This is a genomic window from Formosa sp. F44, from assembly GCF_056238645.1.
The window spans coordinates 189012-211883 of record NZ_JBWDLJ010000001.1; the positions used below are offsets into that span (position 1 = coordinate 189012).

Annotated in this window: 17 protein-coding genes; 7 read left to right on the forward strand and 10 right to left on the reverse strand. The window is 34.2% G+C overall.

The window, feature by feature from the left end; genetic code table 11:
• Positions 1-100 precede the first annotated feature (100 nt).
• The 4 genes from AC0UBM_RS00775 (at position 101) to AC0UBM_RS00790 (ending at position 7458) form a co-directional block, all read left to right on the forward strand.
• Positions 101-3580 carry a PPi-type phosphoenolpyruvate carboxykinase family protein gene (locus AC0UBM_RS00775; protein ID WP_475687251.1) on the forward strand — a complete coding sequence of 1160 codons (3480 nt, stop codon included), beginning with the start codon at positions 101-103 and terminating at the stop codon, positions 3578-3580.
• Positions 3581-4716: 1136 nt separating this feature from the next.
• Positions 4717-5697 carry a TRAP transporter substrate-binding protein gene (locus AC0UBM_RS00780; protein WP_414035032.1) on the forward strand — a complete coding sequence of 327 codons (981 nt, stop codon included), beginning with the start codon at positions 4717-4719 and terminating at the stop codon, positions 5695-5697.
• 1 nt (position 5698) lies between these two features.
• Positions 5699-6163: a TRAP transporter small permease gene (locus AC0UBM_RS00785; protein ID WP_414035031.1), complete on the forward strand. Its 465-nt coding sequence runs from the start codon at positions 5699-5701 to the stop codon at positions 6161-6163.
• Positions 6163-7458, forward strand: coding sequence for a TRAP transporter large permease (locus AC0UBM_RS00790; protein ID WP_414035030.1), 1296 nt, complete (start codon positions 6163-6165; stop codon positions 7456-7458). Before AC0UBM_RS00785 ends, AC0UBM_RS00790 begins: the two co-directional genes overlap by 1 nt.
• Before the next feature lie 185 nt (positions 7459-7643).
• On the opposite strand, the gene AC0UBM_RS00795 is transcribed toward AC0UBM_RS00790, so the two are convergent.
• The 9 genes from AC0UBM_RS00795 to AC0UBM_RS00835 all read right to left on the reverse strand — a co-directional run bounded on the left by AC0UBM_RS00795 (position 7644) and on the right by AC0UBM_RS00835 (position 17099).
• Positions 7644-8471, reverse strand: a complete 828-nt coding sequence (locus AC0UBM_RS00795) for a hypothetical protein (protein WP_475687252.1) — start codon at positions 8469-8471, stop codon at positions 7644-7646.
• A gap of 79 nt (positions 8472-8550) precedes the next feature.
• A complete protein-coding gene (locus AC0UBM_RS00800; RefSeq protein WP_475687253.1) occupies positions 8551-9780 on the reverse strand; it encodes an aromatic amino acid transporter in 1230 nt (409 codons plus the stop codon).
• 317 nt (positions 9781-10097) lie between these two features.
• Positions 10098-10553 (reverse strand): DUF6789 family protein, encoded by a 456-nt coding sequence (locus tag AC0UBM_RS00805; protein ID WP_475687254.1) that lies wholly within the window; start codon positions 10551-10553, stop codon positions 10098-10100.
• A 107-nt stretch (positions 10554-10660) separates the two neighbouring features.
• Positions 10661-11200: an RNA polymerase sigma factor gene (locus AC0UBM_RS00810; protein ID WP_475687255.1), complete on the reverse strand. Its 540-nt coding sequence runs from the start codon at positions 11198-11200 to the stop codon at positions 10661-10663.
• Positions 11201-11318: 118 nt separating this feature from the next.
• Positions 11319-12239 carry an AraC family transcriptional regulator gene (locus AC0UBM_RS00815; RefSeq protein ID WP_475687256.1) on the reverse strand — a complete coding sequence of 307 codons (921 nt, stop codon included), beginning with the start codon at positions 12237-12239 and terminating at the stop codon, positions 11319-11321.
• A gap of 108 nt (positions 12240-12347) precedes the next feature.
• Positions 12348-13013 carry an SMI1/KNR4 family protein gene (locus tag AC0UBM_RS00820; protein WP_475687257.1) on the reverse strand — a complete coding sequence of 222 codons (666 nt, stop codon included), beginning with the start codon at positions 13011-13013 and terminating at the stop codon, positions 12348-12350.
• Between the two features lie 353 nt (positions 13014-13366).
• Positions 13367-14041: a hypothetical protein gene (locus AC0UBM_RS00825; protein ID WP_475687258.1), complete on the reverse strand. Its 675-nt coding sequence runs from the start codon at positions 14039-14041 to the stop codon at positions 13367-13369.
• A 517-nt stretch (positions 14042-14558) separates the two neighbouring features.
• Positions 14559-15005, reverse strand: coding sequence for a hypothetical protein (locus AC0UBM_RS00830; protein ID WP_414035022.1), 447 nt, complete (start codon positions 15003-15005; stop codon positions 14559-14561).
• 378 nt (positions 15006-15383) lie between these two features.
• The gene (locus tag AC0UBM_RS00835; RefSeq protein WP_475687259.1) at positions 15384-17099 is read right to left on the reverse strand and encodes a hypothetical protein; all 1716 of its coding nucleotides are present in this window, start codon (positions 17097-17099) and stop codon (positions 15384-15386) included.
• A gap of 610 nt (positions 17100-17709) precedes the next feature.
• Between AC0UBM_RS00835 and AC0UBM_RS00840 the strand changes: the two genes are divergently transcribed.
• The 3 genes from AC0UBM_RS00840 to AC0UBM_RS00850 all read left to right on the forward strand — a co-directional run bounded on the left by AC0UBM_RS00840 (position 17710) and on the right by AC0UBM_RS00850 (position 21046).
• A complete protein-coding gene (locus AC0UBM_RS00840; protein ID WP_475687260.1) occupies positions 17710-18588 on the forward strand; it encodes an alpha/beta hydrolase in 879 nt (292 codons plus the stop codon).
• Positions 18589-18733: 145 nt separating this feature from the next.
• Entirely contained in the window at positions 18734-19759 is a 1026-nt protein-coding gene (locus AC0UBM_RS00845; RefSeq protein ID WP_475687261.1) for an SGNH/GDSL hydrolase family protein, read from the forward strand.
• 84 nt (positions 19760-19843) lie between these two features.
• Complete coding sequence (locus tag AC0UBM_RS00850) at positions 19844-21046, forward strand: glycosyl hydrolase (RefSeq protein ID WP_475687262.1); 1203 nt, start codon at positions 19844-19846, stop codon at positions 21044-21046.
• A 90-nt stretch (positions 21047-21136) separates the two neighbouring features.
• Here AC0UBM_RS00850 and AC0UBM_RS00855 read toward each other — a convergent pair whose 3' ends face one another.
• The gene (locus tag AC0UBM_RS00855; RefSeq protein WP_475687263.1) at positions 21137-22783 is read right to left on the reverse strand and encodes a sodium/sugar symporter; all 1647 of its coding nucleotides are present in this window, start codon (positions 22781-22783) and stop codon (positions 21137-21139) included.
• Positions 22784-22872 lie beyond the last annotated feature (89 nt).

Consider the following 22872-nt stretch of genomic DNA (forward strand, 5'->3'; position numbering starts at 1 on the left):
GATTTAGCCCAATTTAGTATTTAAAATCACCGCTAAAATTTATTGTGACGAGACTCATTATGTATTAAAAAGTATTATCGATTTTAAATTTACAAATAACATGAGTAGAGAGACAAATGCGAATAATGAGGCTGTAATTCGAAGTAGAAAAGACACTATACGATACATCAACCTACAGTTGGCGGCTTTAGGACAACCTATTTATCACGACGACGAAAATGCGGAAATTGCATTTAGTAATCCGAATTTTCAAAAATTAACCAACGGATTAATTAAAAGTTTTCGTGAAAAATCTAGGATACTATCAGACCATTTAGCCCCTGTAGATCATAGAATACAATCGTTTATAGAAGATTATTTAAAAGACATTACTTTTGATGAGCCTTTAAGAATTCCTAATGATACCCTAGTATTAAACCAAGCAGGACATGCCCGCGAGGTAAGTTTACCTCCTAATGGTGATAAGTTTGTAAGTGAAGATGTTACATCTTACAGAGTTAGACAAGGGGTATTAAACAATCCTATTCATGATAAAAGAACAACAAAAGGAACATTTCATATTGTAGAAGGACCTTTACCAGTGCCTTTAGATAAGTTTGAAGTACCTAAAATTACTTTCGCACATTTACTAGCGGAAGCGCTTAGGCCGTCTGCAGAATTAAAAACATTACCATTTACATCTAAGCAAGAACAAAAAGCTGAGGTTATGGTCTCTATGTTAATGCGTCCTATGGTTTGCCCAGAAGTAAAAGGAGTGACTACTAAGAAAAGTTTAGAAGTGCGTTTCTTTGCTCCAGGTAGTTTAGTTAGTAATTTAGATTTCGTTGAAGCTATTTTTGGTAATGCCGGAGATCCTTCGCTGGTACAAAACGATGCCGCTTTAGATACAGAACACTGGACTGGACATACGGGTTGTATTATTCTTGCGCCTCAATTAAAATTACTTAAGAAAAAAGATGTTGGTTTACCACACTACGACGATGCAACAGAACGTCAAAGAACAGATGGTATGTGCTGGAAAGATGCGGACGAGCTGTATAATGATGGTGGTGCATTTAAATTAACATGTAGAGACGATAGAGGTGTAGTGGTAACGCTTATTGCCGATAACTATTTTGGATACTCTAAAAAAGAAATTAAAACTCAAATTAGTTATTCAGCTAACTTATTTGGTTTAGTGGAAGAAGAACACTCTGGAGGAGCCGTGGCTTACCCAAGAGGTGTAATGGGAGATATTGTTAATGGTGCTGGTTGGAATAGAAAATATGGAAATAAATATACTTTTGAAGATGTAAAAGCGCTTTTAGGAGATAGAATTGATGTTAAAGAGGGACATTATGCCATAGATAAGAAATATCCAAACATTGTATACGTGCCTGAAAATGCATACATAAATACAAATACAAACGATGTTACTTGGACATATAATGGAAAAGATCAACGTATCTTATTGAATCCGCATAAAACATATGTGCATCCGTCTGGTAATAAATTTAAACTGGAAAAACATGATGCTATTTCGTTATGGCGTATAGTAAATACAGCTCCAGAAGGCGTATTCTGCCATAAACCATGTACGGTGTCTGGTGGAGGAAAGTCAGAGATTTCTAAATCTATGAAAAATGCAATTACTTATAGTAATTTCAATATTATAGATATAGATGAAGACTTTAAAAAAGCAGACGAAATTATAGAGTACGATTACTCTAAAAGATGGAGAAATTACGATCCAACGTTACCACCATCAGAACCATTTTTAAGTTCTAAAAGAACATTAGGGTCTGCTGTACGATTATTACAACCTTTAGATGTGTTTACAGACGAGTATAACGAGTTTGTATCTAGCATACCAGTACACATTAGATCTTTAGTATTGTTTGTTAAACGTTTGTATAGACAAGATCACGATGCCTTAAATTGGAAAGATTGTGTGTCTGTAGATATTGTAAACGGACAAAAAGGAACAGGACTTAAATATTTAGATAATCCAGTGGTTGGTAGTTATGTGCGTATTGGTTTTAATCAAGATGGAAACTGGTTATTAAACAAATTAAGATCAGATTTCTCTGCGAGTCTAAAAATTCAGATGGAAGACGATATCTCAGCGTCTATAACCCTGCCTAGAAACAAGTTTAAAAACCTAAACCCACAGTATACTAATAAGAGTTTAAAAGTGGTAGCGAATTGCGAAGCGCATTTATTCCAGAGACCAGACGAAGCTATTATTAGAGGATACGACAAAGGTGCAGAACGTGATATTGTTGGAGATAATGTATTCCTTACAAATTACGAAATGCTGACTAAAAAGGATGCTATTGAAATTTATGAGGACACCATTAACTACGATAAATATACACAACCGGTTAAAGATTTAATCGAAAGTGTTGTTAATAGCCCTAAAGACGAAGAATACTTCGCGTTACCATCACATACAAGAATTGTTAATGGTGAGCCAACTAAGAATCCGCGTTATTTAGAGAAAAACATTTTCTTAGAAGAATCTGAAGCTAGTTATTTAGCAGAAGTTGGTATGCGATTATTCAGAAAAGTAGACTCTGAAGAAGCAGTTATCGATGTTGTAAATGCTGTATTGCCAGGAAGACGTAATAATCCAGCCGATACAAAAGCAGGAATTCGTCCGTTAGCAGTATATAACCCAATCCATTATCAGGAAACTCCAGAAATGTTTATGGACTTTATTTGTAGTCTTACAGGTAAATCGCCATCTACAACAGGAGCTGGATCTGAAGGCGCCTTAACAAAAGGACCTTTTAATATGTTAACGCCTACAACAGATTTAAACAATGCCTTATTGTCTCACATCTTAACAGAATCTAATGCGTTTAGTACCGCTGCTGGTTATGTTGGTGGAGAAAATAAAGTAGATCACGATATTAGTATTTTAATACCAGAAATCTGGGCGCGTTTAGAGCCTCAAGATAGAGATCCTAATTTCTTAATTAAAGATGGAGCTCTAGAAAAAATAGACGATTTCGAATACAACGGAAAGAAAATTTTAGCAAGTAGATTAGGATACCGTATTACAAAACAATTCTCTTTAAGATGTTTAAACCGTATTTTCGATGAACCTAATGCTGTGTTTAACGAAAAAATGCTTAAACCAGAATTGCAAGGTATGGAAGACTATGTAGATGGAATTAACAATATTGTAGAAGCGCAACAAAAAGTAGCTTTAAGATATTTTGAAGATGGAAGTATTGAAGCTGCAGTACCACCATTAAAAATTCTTTTACATATGATGGCTTACGGACATTACGAAGGTAAAGAAATGAGCGATCCAGAATTGAGAGGATATTTTACTAGAGAATATATAATTAATAGTGAATGGTATAAAGAGCGTTTAAAATTAAAACAACAAAAAGACATCGCTTTCTACACTAAACAAATTAATTATTTAGAAACATTTATATCTAACCCAGGCAACACGCAACAGGTAGAAGAAATGGATTTAAACGGACGTTTACAAAAAGTTAAAGATTTGTATAACGAAGCAAATACAGATGAATATTTAAAAGGATTAGAAGGAACCATTGGAGCAGATCCATTGTATTATAAATAATTCCTAATTACATTATACCGTGATTACGGTCTATAAAATTAAAGCTTGAGGTTCGCCTCAAGCTTTTTTTATGTCTACTATTGGGGTGTTTTTAGATTTTCTATCTCATTGCTCCGCTTAAGTTGTTATAGAATCTAGCCACAGCCTGTTTGGGGCGATTTAGATTCAATTTAAATGATGAAAACGGAGAACAGTGGAGTTCTTAATTCAGAGGTGGAATGCGTTAGGGAAAAGAACATTTATATGTGAAAGGCGATTATACCTAAAGAGCTAATATTTCTCCGAGATTAGCAGTTTCAAAATTATTCAATCTGTTTTTAAGCTTATTTTTTTTTCGGGAAGTATAGCGGAAGAATATATCCGTTTATTTAAGCAATGTTATTGCAATTTATATCTATTGCAAAAATAGATTAAATGGTACGAGTCGAGTAGGAATTTTTCAATCGTCTATTTTTGTTAGTATAGAATCGCCCGAGTTTTATTTTACGAAATATACTCACCTTAATCCGCACAAAAGGAATACATCAGATTTAAGAGCTTTAAATTACTAGAAACTGATAATTATACAGATAAAAAAGAAAGGTGTTTATAGCCTTTTAGAATACGGATAATACAGTTTAAATAATGATTCATCTAAAACGCGTATCTGAAAATGAATAAATGGGCTATCTTAAAATCATTTACAAGCTTGTTGAAGGTTAAAAGATATTAAATCAAAACAGTTATGATTTTTCATTCTCTGTTGGAACTATAGCTTCGAGTCTAACATGACTTTATTAAACCGCATCAAAGGAAAAGCTATCTGTTAATCTTAGAATTAAAAATAACCATTGTTTAATGGTGGACAAAAGTTAGAGGTGTGAGCATCATTATTATTCAGTGCCCCTTAAAAAGACCAAACAGAATACCTAACCTCGGACGTAAATGAGTATAAGCTTATAATTCCTTGTATATCGGTCATAATCGATAGTAAATGGTCGATAATTTATATTACTTCAAGTTAAATATTTATAGTATTGCTAGCACTTAAGGCATTTGGCTTCATTGCTTGGAAAAGGTATTGAAGCTATAGAAATAAATTTTAGTGCTTGGTGAACTCAGTTGTGAAATTATAAAATCTGTAAGCATACAAATAGATGAAACACTTTTTTACTATAATATGGACTTGCTTGCTCTCTGCTTTTTTGTTAGGGTGTGGACAAATTTCTGAAACGCGTGTTATAAAATTAGCGCATGGTTTAGATGTTAAACATTCGGTGCATTTATCCATGTTAAAAATGGGAGAAGACCTTAAAAAAATCTCTGGAGGAAAAATGGAATTGGAGATTTATCCAAATCAGCAACTAGGAACTGAACGTGAATGCTTAGAACTTATTCAGATTGGAAGTTTAGATATGACGAAAGTTTCTTCTGGAGTTATGGAAAACTTTTCACCTAAAATGAAGGTATTTGGATTGCCGTTTTTATTCCGTGATCGCGAACATATTTTTAATGTTTTAGATGGTCCAATAGGAAAACAATTGTTAGACGGTGGTACAAAATATTGGCTTAAAGGTATCGGGTACTATGATGCAGGAAGTCGTAGTTTTTACACTAAAGACAACCCGATTAATACCCCAGAAGATTTAGCGGGATTAAAAATTAGAGTGATGGAAAGTGTTACGGCTATCGAGATGGTTAAAAGTCTTGGAGGCTCGCCAACACCTATTTCTTGGGGAGAGTTATATACCTCTTTGCAACAAGGTGTAGTTGATGGTGCAGAGAATAATCCACCTAGTTTTTATTTATCTAGACATTACGAAGTTTGTAAATATTTTGCATTAGACGAGCACACCTCATTACCAGATATTATTGTTGTTGGCACACATTTATGGGACAGATTATCTGATCAAGAGCGCGTATGGATGCAAGAAGCGGTAGATCGCTCTGTGGTGTATCAAAGAAAATTGTGGGCCGAGGCTGAAACAGAAGCCTTGGAAGAGGTACAAAAAGCAGGAGTTAAAATTATTCGTCCGGATAAAACCTTATTCTCAGATCAGGTGAAAGATGTTTACGATCAGTATAAAGATAACCCAGAAATGTATAGCTTAATTCAGAACATTAAAGAAACCAAATAATATGGCATTTAGAAACACATTAGATTCCATTTTAGGAAAAGCGTTAATCGCTATCATGGGCATTATGGTCCTTAATGTACTATGGCAAGTATTTACAAGATTTATTGTTGGTACACCTAGTTCTTTTACAGATGAATTGTCTAGATATTTAATGGTTTGGTTAGGAATTTTAGGAGCCGCGTATGTGTCTGGAAAAAATATGCATGTCGCTATCGATGTGCTTCCACAACGGTTTAGTGAACGTACACAAAAACGATTACGGTTATTTGTCTTTGCCTTAGTTATTGCGTTTGCTTTTGCAGCTATGGTTGTCGGCGGATTTAGACTGGTGTATATAACTTATGTTTTAGAACAACGTTCTCCGTCTTTGCAAATTCCTCTAGCCGCAGTTTATGCTGTAATACCGCTTAGTGGAATGCTTATTATTTATTATAAAATTACTGACATTATTAAAATTAAATCATAATGGAATATTTACCTGTAATCGTTCTAATTATAAGTTTTGTAGCCTTACTGTCTATAGGTACGCCTGTGGCATGGAGTATTGCTATATCTTCGGTCTTAACCATGTTGGTTAGTATTCCTGCTTTACCTGCATTTACTACTGTGTCTCAACGTATGGGGACGGGGTTAGATAGTTTTGCGTTACTAGCCATACCCTTCTTTGTACTCTCCGGACAACTCATGAATAAAGGAGGAATCGCACACCGGCTTATCGCGTTTGCTAAAACCTTAGTAGGTTCATTGCCAGGAGGCTTAGCCTTAATAAATGTTATTGGTGCCATGTTAATGGGGGCCATTGCGGGTTCTGCCATGGCTTCGGCTTCGGCTATGGGAAGCATCCTTGGTCCGGAAATGGAAAAAGAAGGATACTCTCGAGAATTTGGTGCGGCTGTAAATATTACATCCTCAACGACTGGTTTAATTATTCCGCCAAGTAATGTGCTAATTGTATACTCTCTGGCGAGTGGAGGTGTGTCTATTGCCGCATTATTTTTAGCGGGTTATATTCCTGGAATACTAACAGGGCTTTTACTGATGCTAGTCGCGTCCTTTTGGGCTAAAAAGAAAAAGTATAAGTTAGGAGAACGTAGTTCTTTAAGACAAGTGTTTAAAACGTTTATAGATGCTGTTCCAAGTTTGTTCTTGTTGGTTGTAGTTATTGGAGGAATTGTATCTGGTATTTTTACGGCTACAGAAGCTTCGGCAATCGCCGTATTATATACAATGGTTTTAGGCTTTATGTACAAGGAAATTAATTTTAAAAATCTTCCTGAAATATTATTAGAGTCTAGTGTAACTACAGCAATAGTAATGCTACTTATCGGAGCTTCTATGAGTATGTCTTGGGTGATGTCTTACGAGAATATTCCACAAGATATTAGCTCGGCTTTATTAAGTGCCAGTGATAATAAAATTGTTATTTTATTAATTATAAACTTACTGTTATTATTTGTTGGGATATTTATGGATATGACTCCAGCAGTATTAATCTTTACACCAATATTCTTACCGGTGGTGACAAAATTAGGAATGGATCCAATTCAATTTGGAATTATTATGGTATTAAACCTATGTATCGGATTGTGTACACCGCCTGTGGGCTCCGTCTTGTTTGTCGGGGTAGGAGTGGCAAAAACAACTATTCAGAAGGTTATAAGGCCCTTGTTACCATTATTTTTAGCCATGATTTTTGCTCTGTTTTTAGTAACCTTTTTCCCAGAATTAACATTGTGGTTACCAAGATTATTTGATTTATAAAAGTGTAATTCTAGTTATTGATTTTGTTTTAAGAGTTTCTTGTATCATGATATGTGATTTATTACTGTAAGGATGAAAAGAACATAAATTAATAGCTATATGCTTTTAAAGTAATCGCAGTGCGTTTTTAAAATATAAGATTATAGTCGAAAATAAATAAGAAAAGTAGGCAGACGTCTACTCAATTAACGGACGTATTTATTATATCTAATTCGATAGGTGCGTAGCGCGGTTTCTATGTCTTTCGGACTCATATTAAAGTCGTCTAGGAGTAATTTTTCAGAACCATTATTATAGGTGTAAATCAAGTAAAATCGGGTGGTTTTGCCTGCTCCTTCCATAATGACTTCCTCATGTTTAATTTCTGCCCAACTTTTAAAGGTTGCTGTTGTGGTCTCAATACCTTTATTATCTATAATTAATTGAGGGGCGTTATTCAGGAGTGGTTTCAGTTCTTTATATGCTAAATATGCACCAACCAAACTTAATCCTGTTCCTATGATGTAACTATCGGATTTTAGTAGTAAAAAAAGTCCTGTGAATAGACAGATAAGCATGAGTATTAAATCGTAAGTACTCTTAAATTTTGAGAAATACACTCGTGTTCTAATAGGCAAGGAACGATCTTCAAAATACTCATCTTCTTTTTCAAACTTTTTAAGTAATAGTTTCCATTTTAATTTATCAGCCTCAGATTTTATTTCCGTTTTATTAAACCATTTGGTATCTGTCCAAATCAACCCATTTTCAATAGCACTTTTTTTTAATTCGTGAACATTTCTTACCTTTTCAAATGCCCATATACGCCATTTTGTAATTGCAAAACTCCAATACGTCCAAGCGAGTCCAAAGCCTAGTAAAAAGCTAATGACAATACTCCAATTCGGCATTGATTTTTCAGCAGATAGATATAAGGTTATGCCAGGGATTCCAAGCATAATAAGCGTTACAGGAAGATTAATAACTAAAAGGCCTCTAGTAATTGCTTTATCTACAGTTAACGGCGTTTTCATTTGGGGTCTCAATTTAATTGGGACTTATGCTTGGGGTATTGTTTCTTCAAGCTGTATTCATCTTTAAATTTAAAATAATCTACCATTTTGGTAAATAATCTAACATGGATAAGATTTGACATGCGCCCACAAAGACACTCGCTAATATAAAAAATAATAAAAGACTATGGCCTCCACGAACCTTGTAAATTGGAGTGCGGTTAGAACGTCTTAATGTCTTAACCACAAAAAACGGTGCGATAAAGAAACCAAAAATAACAACTAATCCCGCGAACCCTATGGCAGCAATAAATCCGTTAGGGAAAAAGAAACTAATTATTCCTGGTGGGATAAAGGTGATACATGCCGACTTAAAACGGCCTTTTGCATGGTCTTTGAAGGAGAATTTATCTGCGATATAATCGAACAGTGCCAAGCCAACACCCATGAAAGAGGTAATAATTGCAAAGTTTGAAAATAGATTTAACACAAAACTTATCATATGACTGCTTTTGTGTGTTCCAAATGCACTAATTAAGTGCCCTATATTTCCACCGGCTTCATTAATCGCTATAAATTCATAGCGGGAAATATTTCCGAAAGTCACAGTAAGAAACAAGACGTACACAAAAAAGGTAATTAATGAACCCCAAAGTAGACTCCTTTTTATTATCGCCGGATTTTTTCCGTAGAATTTATAAAGACTTGGGACTACCGTTGCCAAACCAAAAGATGTCATGAAATAGGGAAGTGCTGCCCATAGATAAGGGAGATATGCAGATTTTTCATCTGTAATATCAAATAACTTAGCCGTTTCTATTTGAATTGCAAAGCCGGCCATGGAAATGGTAAATGAAATAATCATTCCAAAAACTAAAATTGTAGAAATACGTCCAACCATAGCAGTACTTAACCAAACAATAAGAGCTAATAGGCTACCTAGTGCCAAGCTCATTACGCCTTGCATCCATGAATTGGTTTTAAAAATATCCCATCCTAGACTTTCCATAACGATGTTACCAAAAGCACTAAAATAGGCGTATAACAATATATACATGAGGAATGCAATAGACAAACCAATTAAAATGCTCCAGTTTTTACCTAGAATTTTTTTAGAAATGGTGTCGAAGCTTGCGCCTGGCTCAAATAGGAGGTTAGCTTCTAAAATATATAGTGCAGAGAGGTAATTTAAGAACCATAAAAGCAATAGGCATCCTAAACTTAGTACAAACCACATACCTGAAGAAACCACTGGTAAGGAGAATATTCCTGCTCCGATAGTCGTTCCCGCTGTTATCATAATACCCGTTAAGGCGGATTGGTTTTTCATTGATTTTTTAACTATTAGAGATGAAATGTTTCCAAATTCATACTTGAATTAATAACCTTTAAGTCAGTCTGATATTCCTTTTGTGAGTAATGACTAAAAACTTTCGTATTCTAGGTCTCTAAATGCCAAAAAAAATATTGTCCAAATGTAGCAAAACACAATACATAATTCACGGTGAATTATAGGGCTTTTAAGGTCTTAAGTGTATAAAAAACAAAAACCGCCTAGAAAGACGGTTTTAAATTATAGATCTGTATTTTATTTAGAGGATGTAAAACGTTTCTGGAGTGGTAAGTCGTTCTTTCCTACGTCTTGTTTTAAGCCGTTTTAGTTTTGCAAGTGGCGCTCGAACAATAAGCTTCTCCAATAGTTTTTGCAACTGCTATTCCGAAAATAATATGTCCCATTAAACTACCAACAGCCATTAAAATCATTGGCCCTTCCATTTTTGGCATTGGCATTATAGCGCCCATTACTTTCATCATTATCTGAGCGAAAACAAAGGCAATGATTCCAAATATAGCTCCTTTTAAAAATATATTCTCAACTTTTATTTTTGATGCCACCAAAAAGGTATAAATCACGGCAAAACTAATTCCTATCATGAAATGCATGAGCCACCCTACAAAAACGGGCATTCCTAACATACCTGCGAGCATGGTTGGTGGAGACATTTTTGGCATCCCCATCATTGGTGCTACCATCATTACTGCGGTCATTATAACTGTACCGATAATTCCTGCTAAAACTGATTTTTGAATTTTGTTATTCATGATTTTTATATTTTAATAAATTAGAGTTGTCTTTAGTGACTAACTATATCTTTATACCAATACGATGTGAAAATCACCCACGAAAAGAAAATATTTTTTAATTTTCTTTAAAATTTATCTTCTTCTTTTACTTTTTTTATCTGTTCAACACATTTATACTTCTGATTTTGAGCATTGTGCTTGGTTGAATAACCGTATTCTTTTTGAATGTCTTCAATAGCTTTTTCTTTAAAAAACATATCGTGTATTAAGCCTTGGCAGTGTTTTGTTATTTTATGAAGGTAAGTTTGGAGTTTGTCGACGTACGTTTTTTCGTTTTCGATAGCCAAGTTTATTTCTTCATAAAAGGTGTTGTCCATCAGATCTGTAAATTCAGTTTCTCTATTAGCTGTTCTTAATCTTTTAAACCACATGTTTTTTGAGATAGCCATAATGTAGGTTTTTATGGAAGCTGTTAACTGAAAATCGTCCTGACGAAGCTTTTCTAATAAAACAATCATAGTGTCTTGAAAAATATCTTCCGCATCATCTGTTCGTCCGTTATTGTTTATTACAAAACGGTTTACCATACCAAAATATGCTTTGTAAAGCTGTCCGAAAGCTTTATTATTTTCTCCTTTTAGGTCGTCTATTATTTCTGTTGTCATTTAACTTTCTATTTGTTAACCACATCCGGTTGCTTTAAATCTATTATAACCATATTTAAGTTGCCTTAGGTCTTCTTGCGCCATCAAACAGCGCTCTTATTTCTTAAGTTTTTGAGAGCTACACAATGGGGATATATAAATCTACTATAAATTTGTTCTCAGGATGTGTTCTGTAATCGTTTTGATAAATTTCAAAAGGATTTTCAGGACTCTTTTTATATCCATTTTCATTCATCCATAAAAAGAGGCTTGTCCATGCTTTCTCAAAATCATGTGGTGAAATTTCGAAACGTCCCACGATACACTTGCCTTTTTCAATTGTTAGCTTACTAATCTCGCCAGCAACATCGAAAGCTTGATGTGTTGTTAGAAAGATGCTCATACGCACTTGATCCGGTGCCGTTACTTTAAAACTATCGTAGAATAGTCTCCCCATTTTGGCTTCAGGATGGTTTAGTAAACCTTTTGGTATGGCCCATTTTGTAAGGGTTTCAAATGCATTTTCTAGCCCGTTAATACCAATGTGAGTTACAGAAGCCAGAGTTTGTTTAGGCGTGTCTTTAATTTCAATTTTTGCATTCATTTCTATCCATGTTTTTAGATTATTGAGTATGCAAATGTAGTCCTCGCTGTCCGGATAGTATTGTCCGTTCTTGCTTTTAAGTTGACGGATCTTGCTATGTCTGTTTGGATTTTCTTTTATAAACCCGGTTGGACTGATGCCATAATATTTTTTAAAAGCCTTGGAAAACGACGAATTATCACTAAATCCGTATTGATGAGCTATTTCGGTGGTGGTTATATTTTTATGTAGCAAATCTGAAGCCGATTTCTCAATCCGTCGTCGTGTTACATATTCATTCAGTGTTTCTTGGGTAATAAATTTGAAAATTCTGTGAAAGTGATATGGTGAGAAAAAAGCGATTTCAGCAATGGCATTTAAAGATAAATCTGATTCCAAGTTCGAATCAATATATTCGAAAACACGGTTAATCCGATTTTTATAGTCGCTTTCTATCTCTTTATCTACGGGTTTCATTAGTGTTGTACAGTTAAGGTTTTAATGGTAGTCGTGATTTTAATTATATTATACCCCCAAGCATAAAAAAAGATTTTTATAAACTTCTGTGTGAGCTAATAACATCAATTATCCGAAGCCTAATGTATCATCAAAATCTAATTCTCTAATGACTTCTCCCTTAGAATTTATTAAGATTTGTAGCCATTCAGTGAAGTTTTGCACTTTGTAATTTAGTTTTTTATTACTTAAACTATAGTAAGCTAAAGGCCATTCTCCATCTTTAGTATCTTCCGAAGTCAACCAACACCATGCACCTCCATTAGAATCTTCGGGCATTAAGCATAGTAACGATTCTACTTTTATTTTTTTATTGTCTAATTCTATTTCCTCATCTAGGTCCTTCCGGTAATCTGATAAGAAGGATCTATCACGAATACTACCAATTGAATTTGCGTAAATCCAATTTCCACCATCTCCGAAATATTTTAAAAACAACGTATACGATAGAGGTAAAGTTAAATGTAGTTGCTTTTCTATTTTGACTAATTCTGTTTCGGTAAGGACTGGATGCACATCATTATGCAATTGAAATTCTTCTAGCATGGCAATAAGCAACCTAGATATTTTATGATTGTTATAAGAGGATTGATTAATCGCATTTATTCTTTTCGTTATGTCAATCCTGTCTTGCATTTTCTTTTTTATAACCTCAGATTTCTTTTTGTTTTCAAGTTGTAAAAACCCAATAATTAAAGATGTAAGAAATACAATAGCTAAAAGTCCAGTTTTCATTTATTTAATATAACTTCTACGTTATACGTTTATTTAGTTATGCTTTATCCATAAATACGGCTTCAGTTTAAAATTAAATTTAAGCTGATTATAAATTTGCCATATGTAGTGGTTTATAGTCTAAAGATAAATGTAAAGGTTTTTCTTAGGAAAATGAGGATTATTATGTGAGGGTTTGTTGAAGTTTTTTATCGATAAGACAAATACTGTGACTTATTCTTTATTAAAACTGTAGTGTTCTACAGTGTTTATATTCGGTAATAATTATCGTAATTCTTCAGGTTATTTACATTGTGCGATGGTGTTTTTGGAACTTTTATGTCATTGGTCTATGTCGCATCGGCTATTATTCTTTAGTTGTCTAAAACCAATACCTTTAACGCTTTTTCAGAATCTGCCAACACCAGCAGTTTATAATTTTTCCATGGTATAATCAGTTTGTCATTAGCTGAAGTATCTAAAGATGTAAACGAAAAGCTGTGCTGTTCATTTTCGTTAGAGAGCGATACGGAATAGCTGTTAAATACATCGATCTGATTCCCATTTAAATCTTCCGACCATTCTCTAATACAGGTTTCGAATAGTATTGTAATGTTTTCTACAATTGCCGTTTGGCCGAGGTCTATAAAAAATGGTATACCAAAGTCTAATTTTTCAATGGCTAGCACAACATCTTCTGTATTGGTTATTAAACTAAAAGCATAACGGTTAAATGCTTTTGGAAAGTTTGTTTTAGGGCTATTCGTAGAATCATTATCATACCAAAGAAAAGTTGTGTATTCTGTGTGATTCTCCGTTATTTTTAATTCTAACTGAATAGGAGGGATATTTTTATTATTTGCGTCTAACCCTACAAATAAGTTCACAGGCTCTATCTCTAATGTTTCGAAGTACACGCTCGGGTTTTTACCAATTTTAAGAGGAATGTTAACAGAACCATCTATTATTTTCTGTGCGGATTGTGCAAAGCCTGAACGTTGAAAGACAAGACAGAGCAGTAGTAATGTATTTAGTATGATAGGTTTCATATGTAAAATGGGTATTTTAAAAAAGATGATCCATTTTGAATATAAACATGTAGAAGAGCATGCCTATGGTACCAAATAGATGAAACCAAAACCCAATATGGTTAAATACTTTTACATAAGTTTTATTGCGAAAACCAAGGATGATATTGAGTGCAAATATTAAAATAGAGAGTTCTATACCCCACGCAAAAACTTCTGAAATTGCAAACTGATATTGGTTTGCATTTATAATGTTGAAGGTGAAAAAAACAAGTATTCCAAATGCAATAATAGCATTTAAGGAAGCTATGGATATTAAGACTTTTTTAGTTTTGAACCTCAGGATTATAGTAGCTAAATGACATATAAAAATAATAAAAAGGACTATAATTACTGTGGTATCATTCATAACAATGAATTTAATTCTTTTAATTGCACCTAGTCGATTCGTAAAATACGGTTTGCGTATTGCTGATAATAGAACTGTAAGGAGTTGCAGATTAGGATTAAATTTACGAATTATTTACTGTAAATTATCCTAATTATTAGTGTCTTTTATTAAAGCATTGTAAATATAATCAGGAGTTTTAGACTTGATTTTGTCCATTTGAGCTTGAAAATGTTTAGAAAGCACCTCTTGTTCTTTTTTGTTTAAATTTTCAAGAATACCCACACTACCATAAAAACTAATGTTTTCGTCGTCTTTATGTACTAATACAATTATTGGATAATCTTTTTGTGCTTCGTGTATTTGGAGTTTTTTTTCGATTCCAGTTATTGGATTTTGGCGATCTAAAAAATAAGTAAAACGTATGTCTTTTACAGTAGAAAGGTCGAAGGGATACGCTGTAGGGTTTGCAGATGTTATTATACCCTGAACTTGGTAAAAATCACCTTCGTTATACTCCGAATATTTTTTATCACCCTCGCAAGATAGGTGTCCGAATGATAAAATAACTAGTAGAATAAGTGTAATTTTTCTCAAATGATTTATAATGGTTAAGCTAAAAATAACATTTTAATATATAGCCTTATTAGAAGGTTCTTATTATTTTATTGTAGGTTTTAAATTGTTGTCAACAAATGCGTTAATAGCTTTAATTAGTATTCTTACAATTAATAAATATGCCATAAAGTAGATTAATAGTTTTTAGATATATTATAAATTTTTTCTTAGAAAAAAAACAGGATAATATATTGAGTATTATCAATTTGGTTATAGACGTTAGAGTTGAAATTCTATAAATATAAAAATCGGGATTATTTAATCCCGATTTTTATAGAGGTACTTTATGTGGCTTTGGTTAAAAATTCGAAATTTGAAATCGAATTCTAGTATTCAGGATCAAGGATCAATGTCTTACTATAATCTATTAATTTCTGGAAAATCTGGTAATTTTTCTGTAGATAATTGTTGGTGAATACAAATGGGTACATAACCAACTTCCAGTCCTTTAGGAGGTGTAACCAATAAGTTTTTATCCAAGGCTATTTTTTCCTGTTTTGGGTCTGGGAAATATTGGTCGTCGCTATGCCAGTTGGTGTGAATAAGCTCTATTCTTTTTTGAATAAGAGCGCGTTCTGCTTCATTCATATCAGAATTTAAAATAGAGGGTTGTTCATTAAACTTATACCAGTAATACACAGCTGTACTGCCGTCTTCTAATTTGGCGTAGAAAGGTCCTGCAGTAGGTCCTGGTGTTTTCCAAGCATCTACAACTTTATCGCTGTACGTGTATTCAGGAAGCATAGGCGTATAAATAGCTTCTCGATTATAGTTGTCAAACTCCCAATCATTCTCATAATCTGCACGAGAATCTAATGCTTGTAATCCGCTTTCTTCAGGTACTTCAGATTCAGGAATAGCTTTTGGCGATTTTGTGCCTTTGCGTAGCACATAATATTCGGGTAATTTAACGAGGTTTCGACCTTCTAGCTTTTCAATTAAATCGCCTTTCCATTTAAATGCTGCGGCAGAGGGATCATTAGGATCACTAACTCTGTTAACAAAATCTGCCGAAGCAATGTATTTTGTCTTGTCTAGCCTATAAGAGGCTTTAAAATTTGTATTTGTTCTAATATGCACAGCTCCTTTTTTCGCATTGAAATTTGTCGAGGCTACAGGTCCGCCGTTAAACCAATCGCTCACAGCATTCCACATCGTGTTATCCATATTCATAGGCATGGTTCCAATACGTCCTATACCATCGGCATCTATGGGCATAAGTGCAGGAGAAATTTTATAATACGTATCTCCATTAGAGTTTACCCATTTTTTTGCTGGTAAGTTATTGGTTTCTCTTTGAAAACGTGGAGAGCGCTTTAATAAACTATTATCTAGATTTCTACCAATGGTGCTTTCTTGAGTTAAAGAGCGTTTAGCCCAATGGTAAGGTGTATGAAATGCAACTGGCCCACTAAAGTTTGCCGTATTAAAAAACAGGGTCCAAGATCGGTTTCCTGTGGGTTTGTTTTGACCCGCCGTAGTGCTTTTAGGTTCTGTTAAAGGCAAGGCGTAATAGCCGTAACCGAACATTTTGTTATTTTCTCCTTCTTTAAATCCGATGCCATCCAAAGGGAAAAGTAAAGTATTACTTATTACTGCTGCGCCGTAGCGTCCGGTATTATCTTCCCAACGTAGCGTAGGCGATTTTCTCGAATTTTTAAAGCCGGGAGAACCCTGACCTGGCCCATTACTAAAAGCTCCGAAACCGCCAGCAACACCACCCATGGTAAATTTTTGTGGTGTTTTATGGTTATGAAAGCTATTGGCAGGCTTATATCCTGCGCCACCTTCTATAGAATGGTAGCCATATGCATCTCTGTGATAATCTGGAAGATCGTATATTTTTGCTGGTCTATACCAAGTATGCATCATACCACTTTGGTAAAAACTCCCAACCCATTCGTCTGGTACGGTATTATGTATATTGGTGTAGTGCATGGCACCATAAATATGAGTTTCTGGAATGTCGTCAGAATACGACATAAATAAATAAGGTTTAAAAGTAGCCTTTTCGACCTGAGCGGAAAGGGAAAATCCGATTAAAAAAGTAAATAGTAAATAGTAGTGTTTCATAATTAGAAGGGAATTATTTGTTAAATAGGGGTTGGAAAATATTGTGTTTACTTTTGATTTTTTTGTGTTTTTAAATCGCATACAAGGTCAAATATATAAAATGAAGTCCACTATTTCCTTAATAAGTCTCAGTTTTTCATTGAAATAGGTTTTGTTGCTGTATTCTGTGTATGAGATGGATGAAATTTTTAAAGCATGTTTTGTTACGTGTTTTTTTAATTCACGGCTTTTTTAATTACTATGTAATAATCTTAAATAGTTTGATTTGAATTCTTATTTATATAAGTTACATTTGTTTTTGTAATTTAATGATTATTTCTTTTTAGAGTTGAATATTTGAAATTTTAAAAACTTTATAATATATGTTTATTAAGTGTTAAATATGTTATAATCAATAGTTAGTAAAATGTTTGTAAAACCAACTCATGGTGATTTTATTTTAATCACAAATAGGTGTTTTAGATTTTAAATTTGGAATAATACAAATGAGAATTAATATTTTGAAAGCTATAATAAATATAGGGTGAATCTGAAATCCTTCTGCCTGTAATTATAATATTTGGCTTCAGATAAAACGTATCTTAGTCTTTTAAAGAATAAATAAATAATAATGAATAAGTATATAGTGATAACTTTCCTTTTTTTGCTGACAGCGCTTTCGGTACAAGGAAAAAATAAAAGTTTTGTAGAAAGAGATTTCGATACCGTTCCTAAACGTGTGGTTTATAAAATTATAAACGGAGATACACTAATCATGGATATCTATAAACCAAAGGGTTTTAAAAAGAAAAAATCATATGCTACACTTGTGTTATTCTTTGGAGGTGGCTGGAAAAGCGGAAAATTGTCTCAGTTAGAACCACAAGCAAAATATTTTGCGTCTCGAGGTATGGTGACTGTCTTAGTAGATTATCGCGTAGAAACTCGTCAGAAAACCACTCCTTTTGAAGCTGTTAGTGATGCTAAATCTGCAATCCGATTTTTAAGAGCAAGCGCGGAGACCTATAATATCAATCCAGAAAAGATTGCCATAATGGGAGCTTCTGCTGGCGGACATATCGCGGCGGCCACAGCAATGATTCCTGGCTTAGACGAACCTGATGAAGATATTTCGGTTAGTGCGGCAGCGAATGCTTTAGTGCTTTTAAACCCGGTTATAGATAATGGTCCTGGAGGCTATGGATACGACAGAATTGGAGAGCGTTATATGGAAATTTCGCCATTACATAACGTAAAAAAAGGTGCGCCTCCCACTATTATGTTTTTCGGTACCAAAGACCAGCATGTGCCTGTAAGTGCTATTAAAAAATTCGAGTCGGCTATGAAAGCAGCAGGAAATCGTTGCGATCTTCATTTGTACGAAGATCAACCTCACGGATTTTTTAATAAAGGCAGACAAAAGGACGATAAATATTATATAGAAACGGTTCGTGAATCCGATTTGTTTTTAAAATCTATTGGTTATCTAAAAGGCAAGCCAACTATTTAATCAAAGTTTAAAGCGAAAATATTATAAGGAATGCCTTATATAAATTTAATGGCAAGCTTTTTTATGGCTAGAAAACAGTGGTAGATTTTTTAGTTTTAAACTGACGGTTTAGAAACGAAATACCACAATATAAAGAATGTTAATAATGAAATTATTTAAAAATACTATAGTCCTAGTATGTTTGGCAACAGCTTGTATGTATACTGGTTTTGCTCAAGAAAGGACTATGTCTAACAACCCTCAGCCTACCGACCAAGCAGTATGGAATAAAGTAAACGAAGAAGCTATTTCTGGTACATCAGAGAGTGCGTTCGAAAAACCAAGTTGGGGACATTACACACAGAAAGGAGATGTTGTTTACGCGCATGTTGTGGATTGGCCAACAGATGGTAAACTGATTATAGATAGGAATATAAATGTAGAAAGTGCTTTTTTAGATTATGGGAAGAAACGTTTAAGAACGAGGTTGGTAAATGGAAATCTCACCATTTTTGTTCCGGAAAAAGCCCCAAGTACATTGGCTACAGTTATAAAAATACAATTAACACCTACTGAAGATTGGGCCGGTTTGGAACGTTATAGAACAGAAAATGAAGCACTAAAAGCACCCGCTAAAAATGAAAATCGTATTGTGTTTATAGGTAATTCTATAACCGATTTTTGGACACGAAATCATGGTGTGTTTTTTGAAGAACACTCATCTTTTGTCAATCGAGGAATTAGTGGGCAGACAAGCGGACAAATGTTATTGCGATTTAAATCGGATGTGATTGAGTTACAACCCAAGGTGGTCGTGATTTCTGCTGGAACGAACGATATTGCTGGAAATAGAGGGGCAATTAGTATAGAGCGTATTGCGACTAATATTTTTTCTATGGCAGAGTTGGCACGAGCAAATGGTGTAAAAGTTATTTTGGCTTCTATTTTGCCTGCGTCTAGTTATTCTTGGAGTCCTTCTGCAGACCCTGGAGATAAAATAATAAAATTAAATACGCTTATTAAGGCTTATGCGAATACCAACAAAATGGTCTATCTCGATTATTATACTCCAATGGTAAATGAAGAAAAAGGATTAAAAAAGGAGTTAGGTAAGGATACTGTTCATCCCAATGCAGAGGGCTATCTTATCATGGAGCCTTTAGTCCTTGATGCTATTAAAAAAGCATTATAGTAATTTAATACACTCTATTAAATGGCTTAAAAATCGTGAAATTTTGAAACGAGAATACTTCGGGTTACATTAAAAAAATACAAGATGAAATTAAGAATACTACTACTTTTAAACCTATTGTTTGTCTTGAAACACACCGCACAATCTTCTTTTTATCCATTGCCTTCAGATTTGTATACTACGAATGCATTGGTAGTTAATCGTGAATCTAATCCAGAAAAGCGTGTTAAGTCTCTAGTTTATATGGAAACACCTAATGTGGAAGTTAAAGATCGAAATGCTAAAGATGCAGTTTTAAAGATATATTCCAAAAAGGATTTTTCTGGAGAGGTACGTGAGGTGTCTTGTGGATATTATAATGGTGATTTAGGAGTGTATGATGATTGGGGAATGTCTTTTAAGTTAGAAAAAGGGTATATGGCCACATTTGCGCAAGATGTAAATGGTTTGGGGATAAGTAAAGTGTATATTGCTCAGGATCATGATGTCGCTATTAATCTGCCTACTGAGTTTCAAAATTCAATATCTTTTATTCGTGTTAGTCCGTGGTTTAATGCGAATAAAAAAGGAGCTAGTGGTAAAGGGCTACAAATAACCAATAGTCTGAATCCGAGTTGGTTTTACAATTGGGGAAGTGTAGGCGAGAGTACGGCAGATAGACAATTTGTACCAATGACTTGGTCTGGAATTCCATCGTTAAGTAAAGTGGAAGAATTAGGACGTAATATGGGATATAATAATTATTTAGCATTTAACGAGCCGGATGGACCCGACCAGGCAAATATGACAGTTGAAGAGGCGCTTGAAGGATATAAAAATATGCTAGCGTCAGGCTTGCGATTGGGAGCACCAGCAGTTACTCATGAAAATCGAGGAATTGCTTGGTTAGATGAATTTATGGCCCGTTGCAAAGCTCTTAATTATCGGGTAGATTTTATACCTATTCATCATTACGTAAGAAGAACTACCGAAGGTTTTAAAACGTGGATAGAGGAGAAGGTTTATAATAAACATAAATTACCTATTTGGGTGACAGAATATAATTACGGTAACGCTAATTATTCGGCATTAATCACAGACGATGTAACGCTAGAGAAATTAATAAGTATAAATAACATGCTAGATACGACTTCCTATATTGAGCGTTATTCAGCGTTTTATTTTCAACCCAATAAAGGACAATTAACTTTTTTTAGTCAGCGCTCCCCTCTAATTTTAAACGATACAGGTAAATATTACCGGGATCATGAAACACCTACAGGATACATTCAAGAGGAATATAAATAAAAACAGCATGAAAATGGATTACTCCAATTCTCATACTGTCTCGTTTTATATGTTATTTGGTGATTTCTAAACGCAGCAGTTAAGCAGTATTTACCAAAATAAACAATATAGAGCTGCTGTTACAATACAGATTACAAAAGCTCCAATGTTGAATAGTGGTGACGTTTTAAATAATTCTTTAGACAATGTAATTCCTTTTTCATCATCTGCTCCTTTGTTTTGTAAATAACTAATAAGCACAATAACTAGCATAGTTAGTAATGCTGTAAGCCCCATTTGGTGCATCCAAGGTTCTAATCCGGCAATTGGAATAAACTTAAGAGCTAATGCTATAGGAATCGACAAAAGTGCGCCCCAAATTGCCCCGTTATTTGTTGTTTTTTTCCAAAAAAGACCCAGAATAAATACAGCTAATATCCCTGGACTAACAATTCCTGTCCATTCCTGAATAAATTGAAAAGCTTGATCTATTCCTCCTAATAAAGGAGCCATAATTACGGCGATAATTAATGCCACTGCGGCAGAAATACGCCCTACATTTACTGTTGTTTTACTACTCGCATTATTGTTAATGTATTGCTTGTAAATATCCATTGTAAAAATGGTTGATGTCGAATTTAACATGGATGCCAAAGACGATACAATAGCTGCGGCTAATGCAGCAAAAGCAACACCTTTTAATCCAGTTGGTAAAAATTGTAGTAACCACGGATAAGCCTTGTCGGCTTGTCCAGAAGATGGAATACTTAATTGTCCAGCTTCTCCTAATCCCGCCATGATCTCTGGATCGTTTACCATAACATAGGCTGCAATCCCTGGAATTACTACTATAAGTGGAATAATTATTTTTAAGGCAGCCGCTAATAGAATACCTTTTTGAGATTCTTTTAAAGATTTAGCCGCTAATGTTCTCTGAATTATATATTGATTAAATCCCCAATAGTAGATGTTTGCAACCCATAAACCACCAATTAAAACCCAAACACCTGGCAAGTTTAAATAATTACTATTTGTAGATCCATCAGAGTTGAATTCATTTAATATCATGTGAAACTTATCTGGAGCAGCATCTAAAACTTTTGAGAAACCGGCCAACATACCTTCTCCTCCAGACACTGTATTTAATGCTAAGTACGTAGTTGCTAGACCACCTAAAACTAAGAAAACAACTTGGATAACATCTGTCCAAGCGACAGCAGATAAACCACCATATAAAGAGTAGGCAGCGGCAAATAGAGCCAAGCAAATAATGGCAGTCATCATATCTACACCAAGTATGGTTTCTATAGCTAGACCTCCTAAATATAAAACAGAGGCTAGGTTCACAAAAACATATAGTGCGATCCAAAATACCGCAAGGATAGTTTTTAAGTTCGTTGAGAAGCGTTTTTCAACAAATTCAGGAATAGTATATAGCCCTTTTTCAATAAAAATAGGTAAAAAGTATTTACCAACTATAAGTAAGGTAATGGCGGCCATCCATTCGTAAGAAGCAATTGCTAGACCTAGCGCAAATCCAGATCCAGACATCCCTATAAATTGTTCGGCAGAAATATTAGCAGCAATTAACGAGGTTCCAATAGCCCACCATGGTAAGGATTTACTTGCCAAGAAGTAGTCTTCAGCATTTTTCTCATGCCCTTTTTTATCTCTAGAAACCCATAAACCGACTCCTAAAATAAGTACAGCATAAGCTATAAAAACAACGTAATCCCAAAATTCAAATCCGCTAGTCATAATTAGTTATATTAATTGTTAGTTGTAATGCAATCGTTTAGTTAGTATTAGTTTGTCAAATATAAATAAAAAATATTTATAAGCAGACT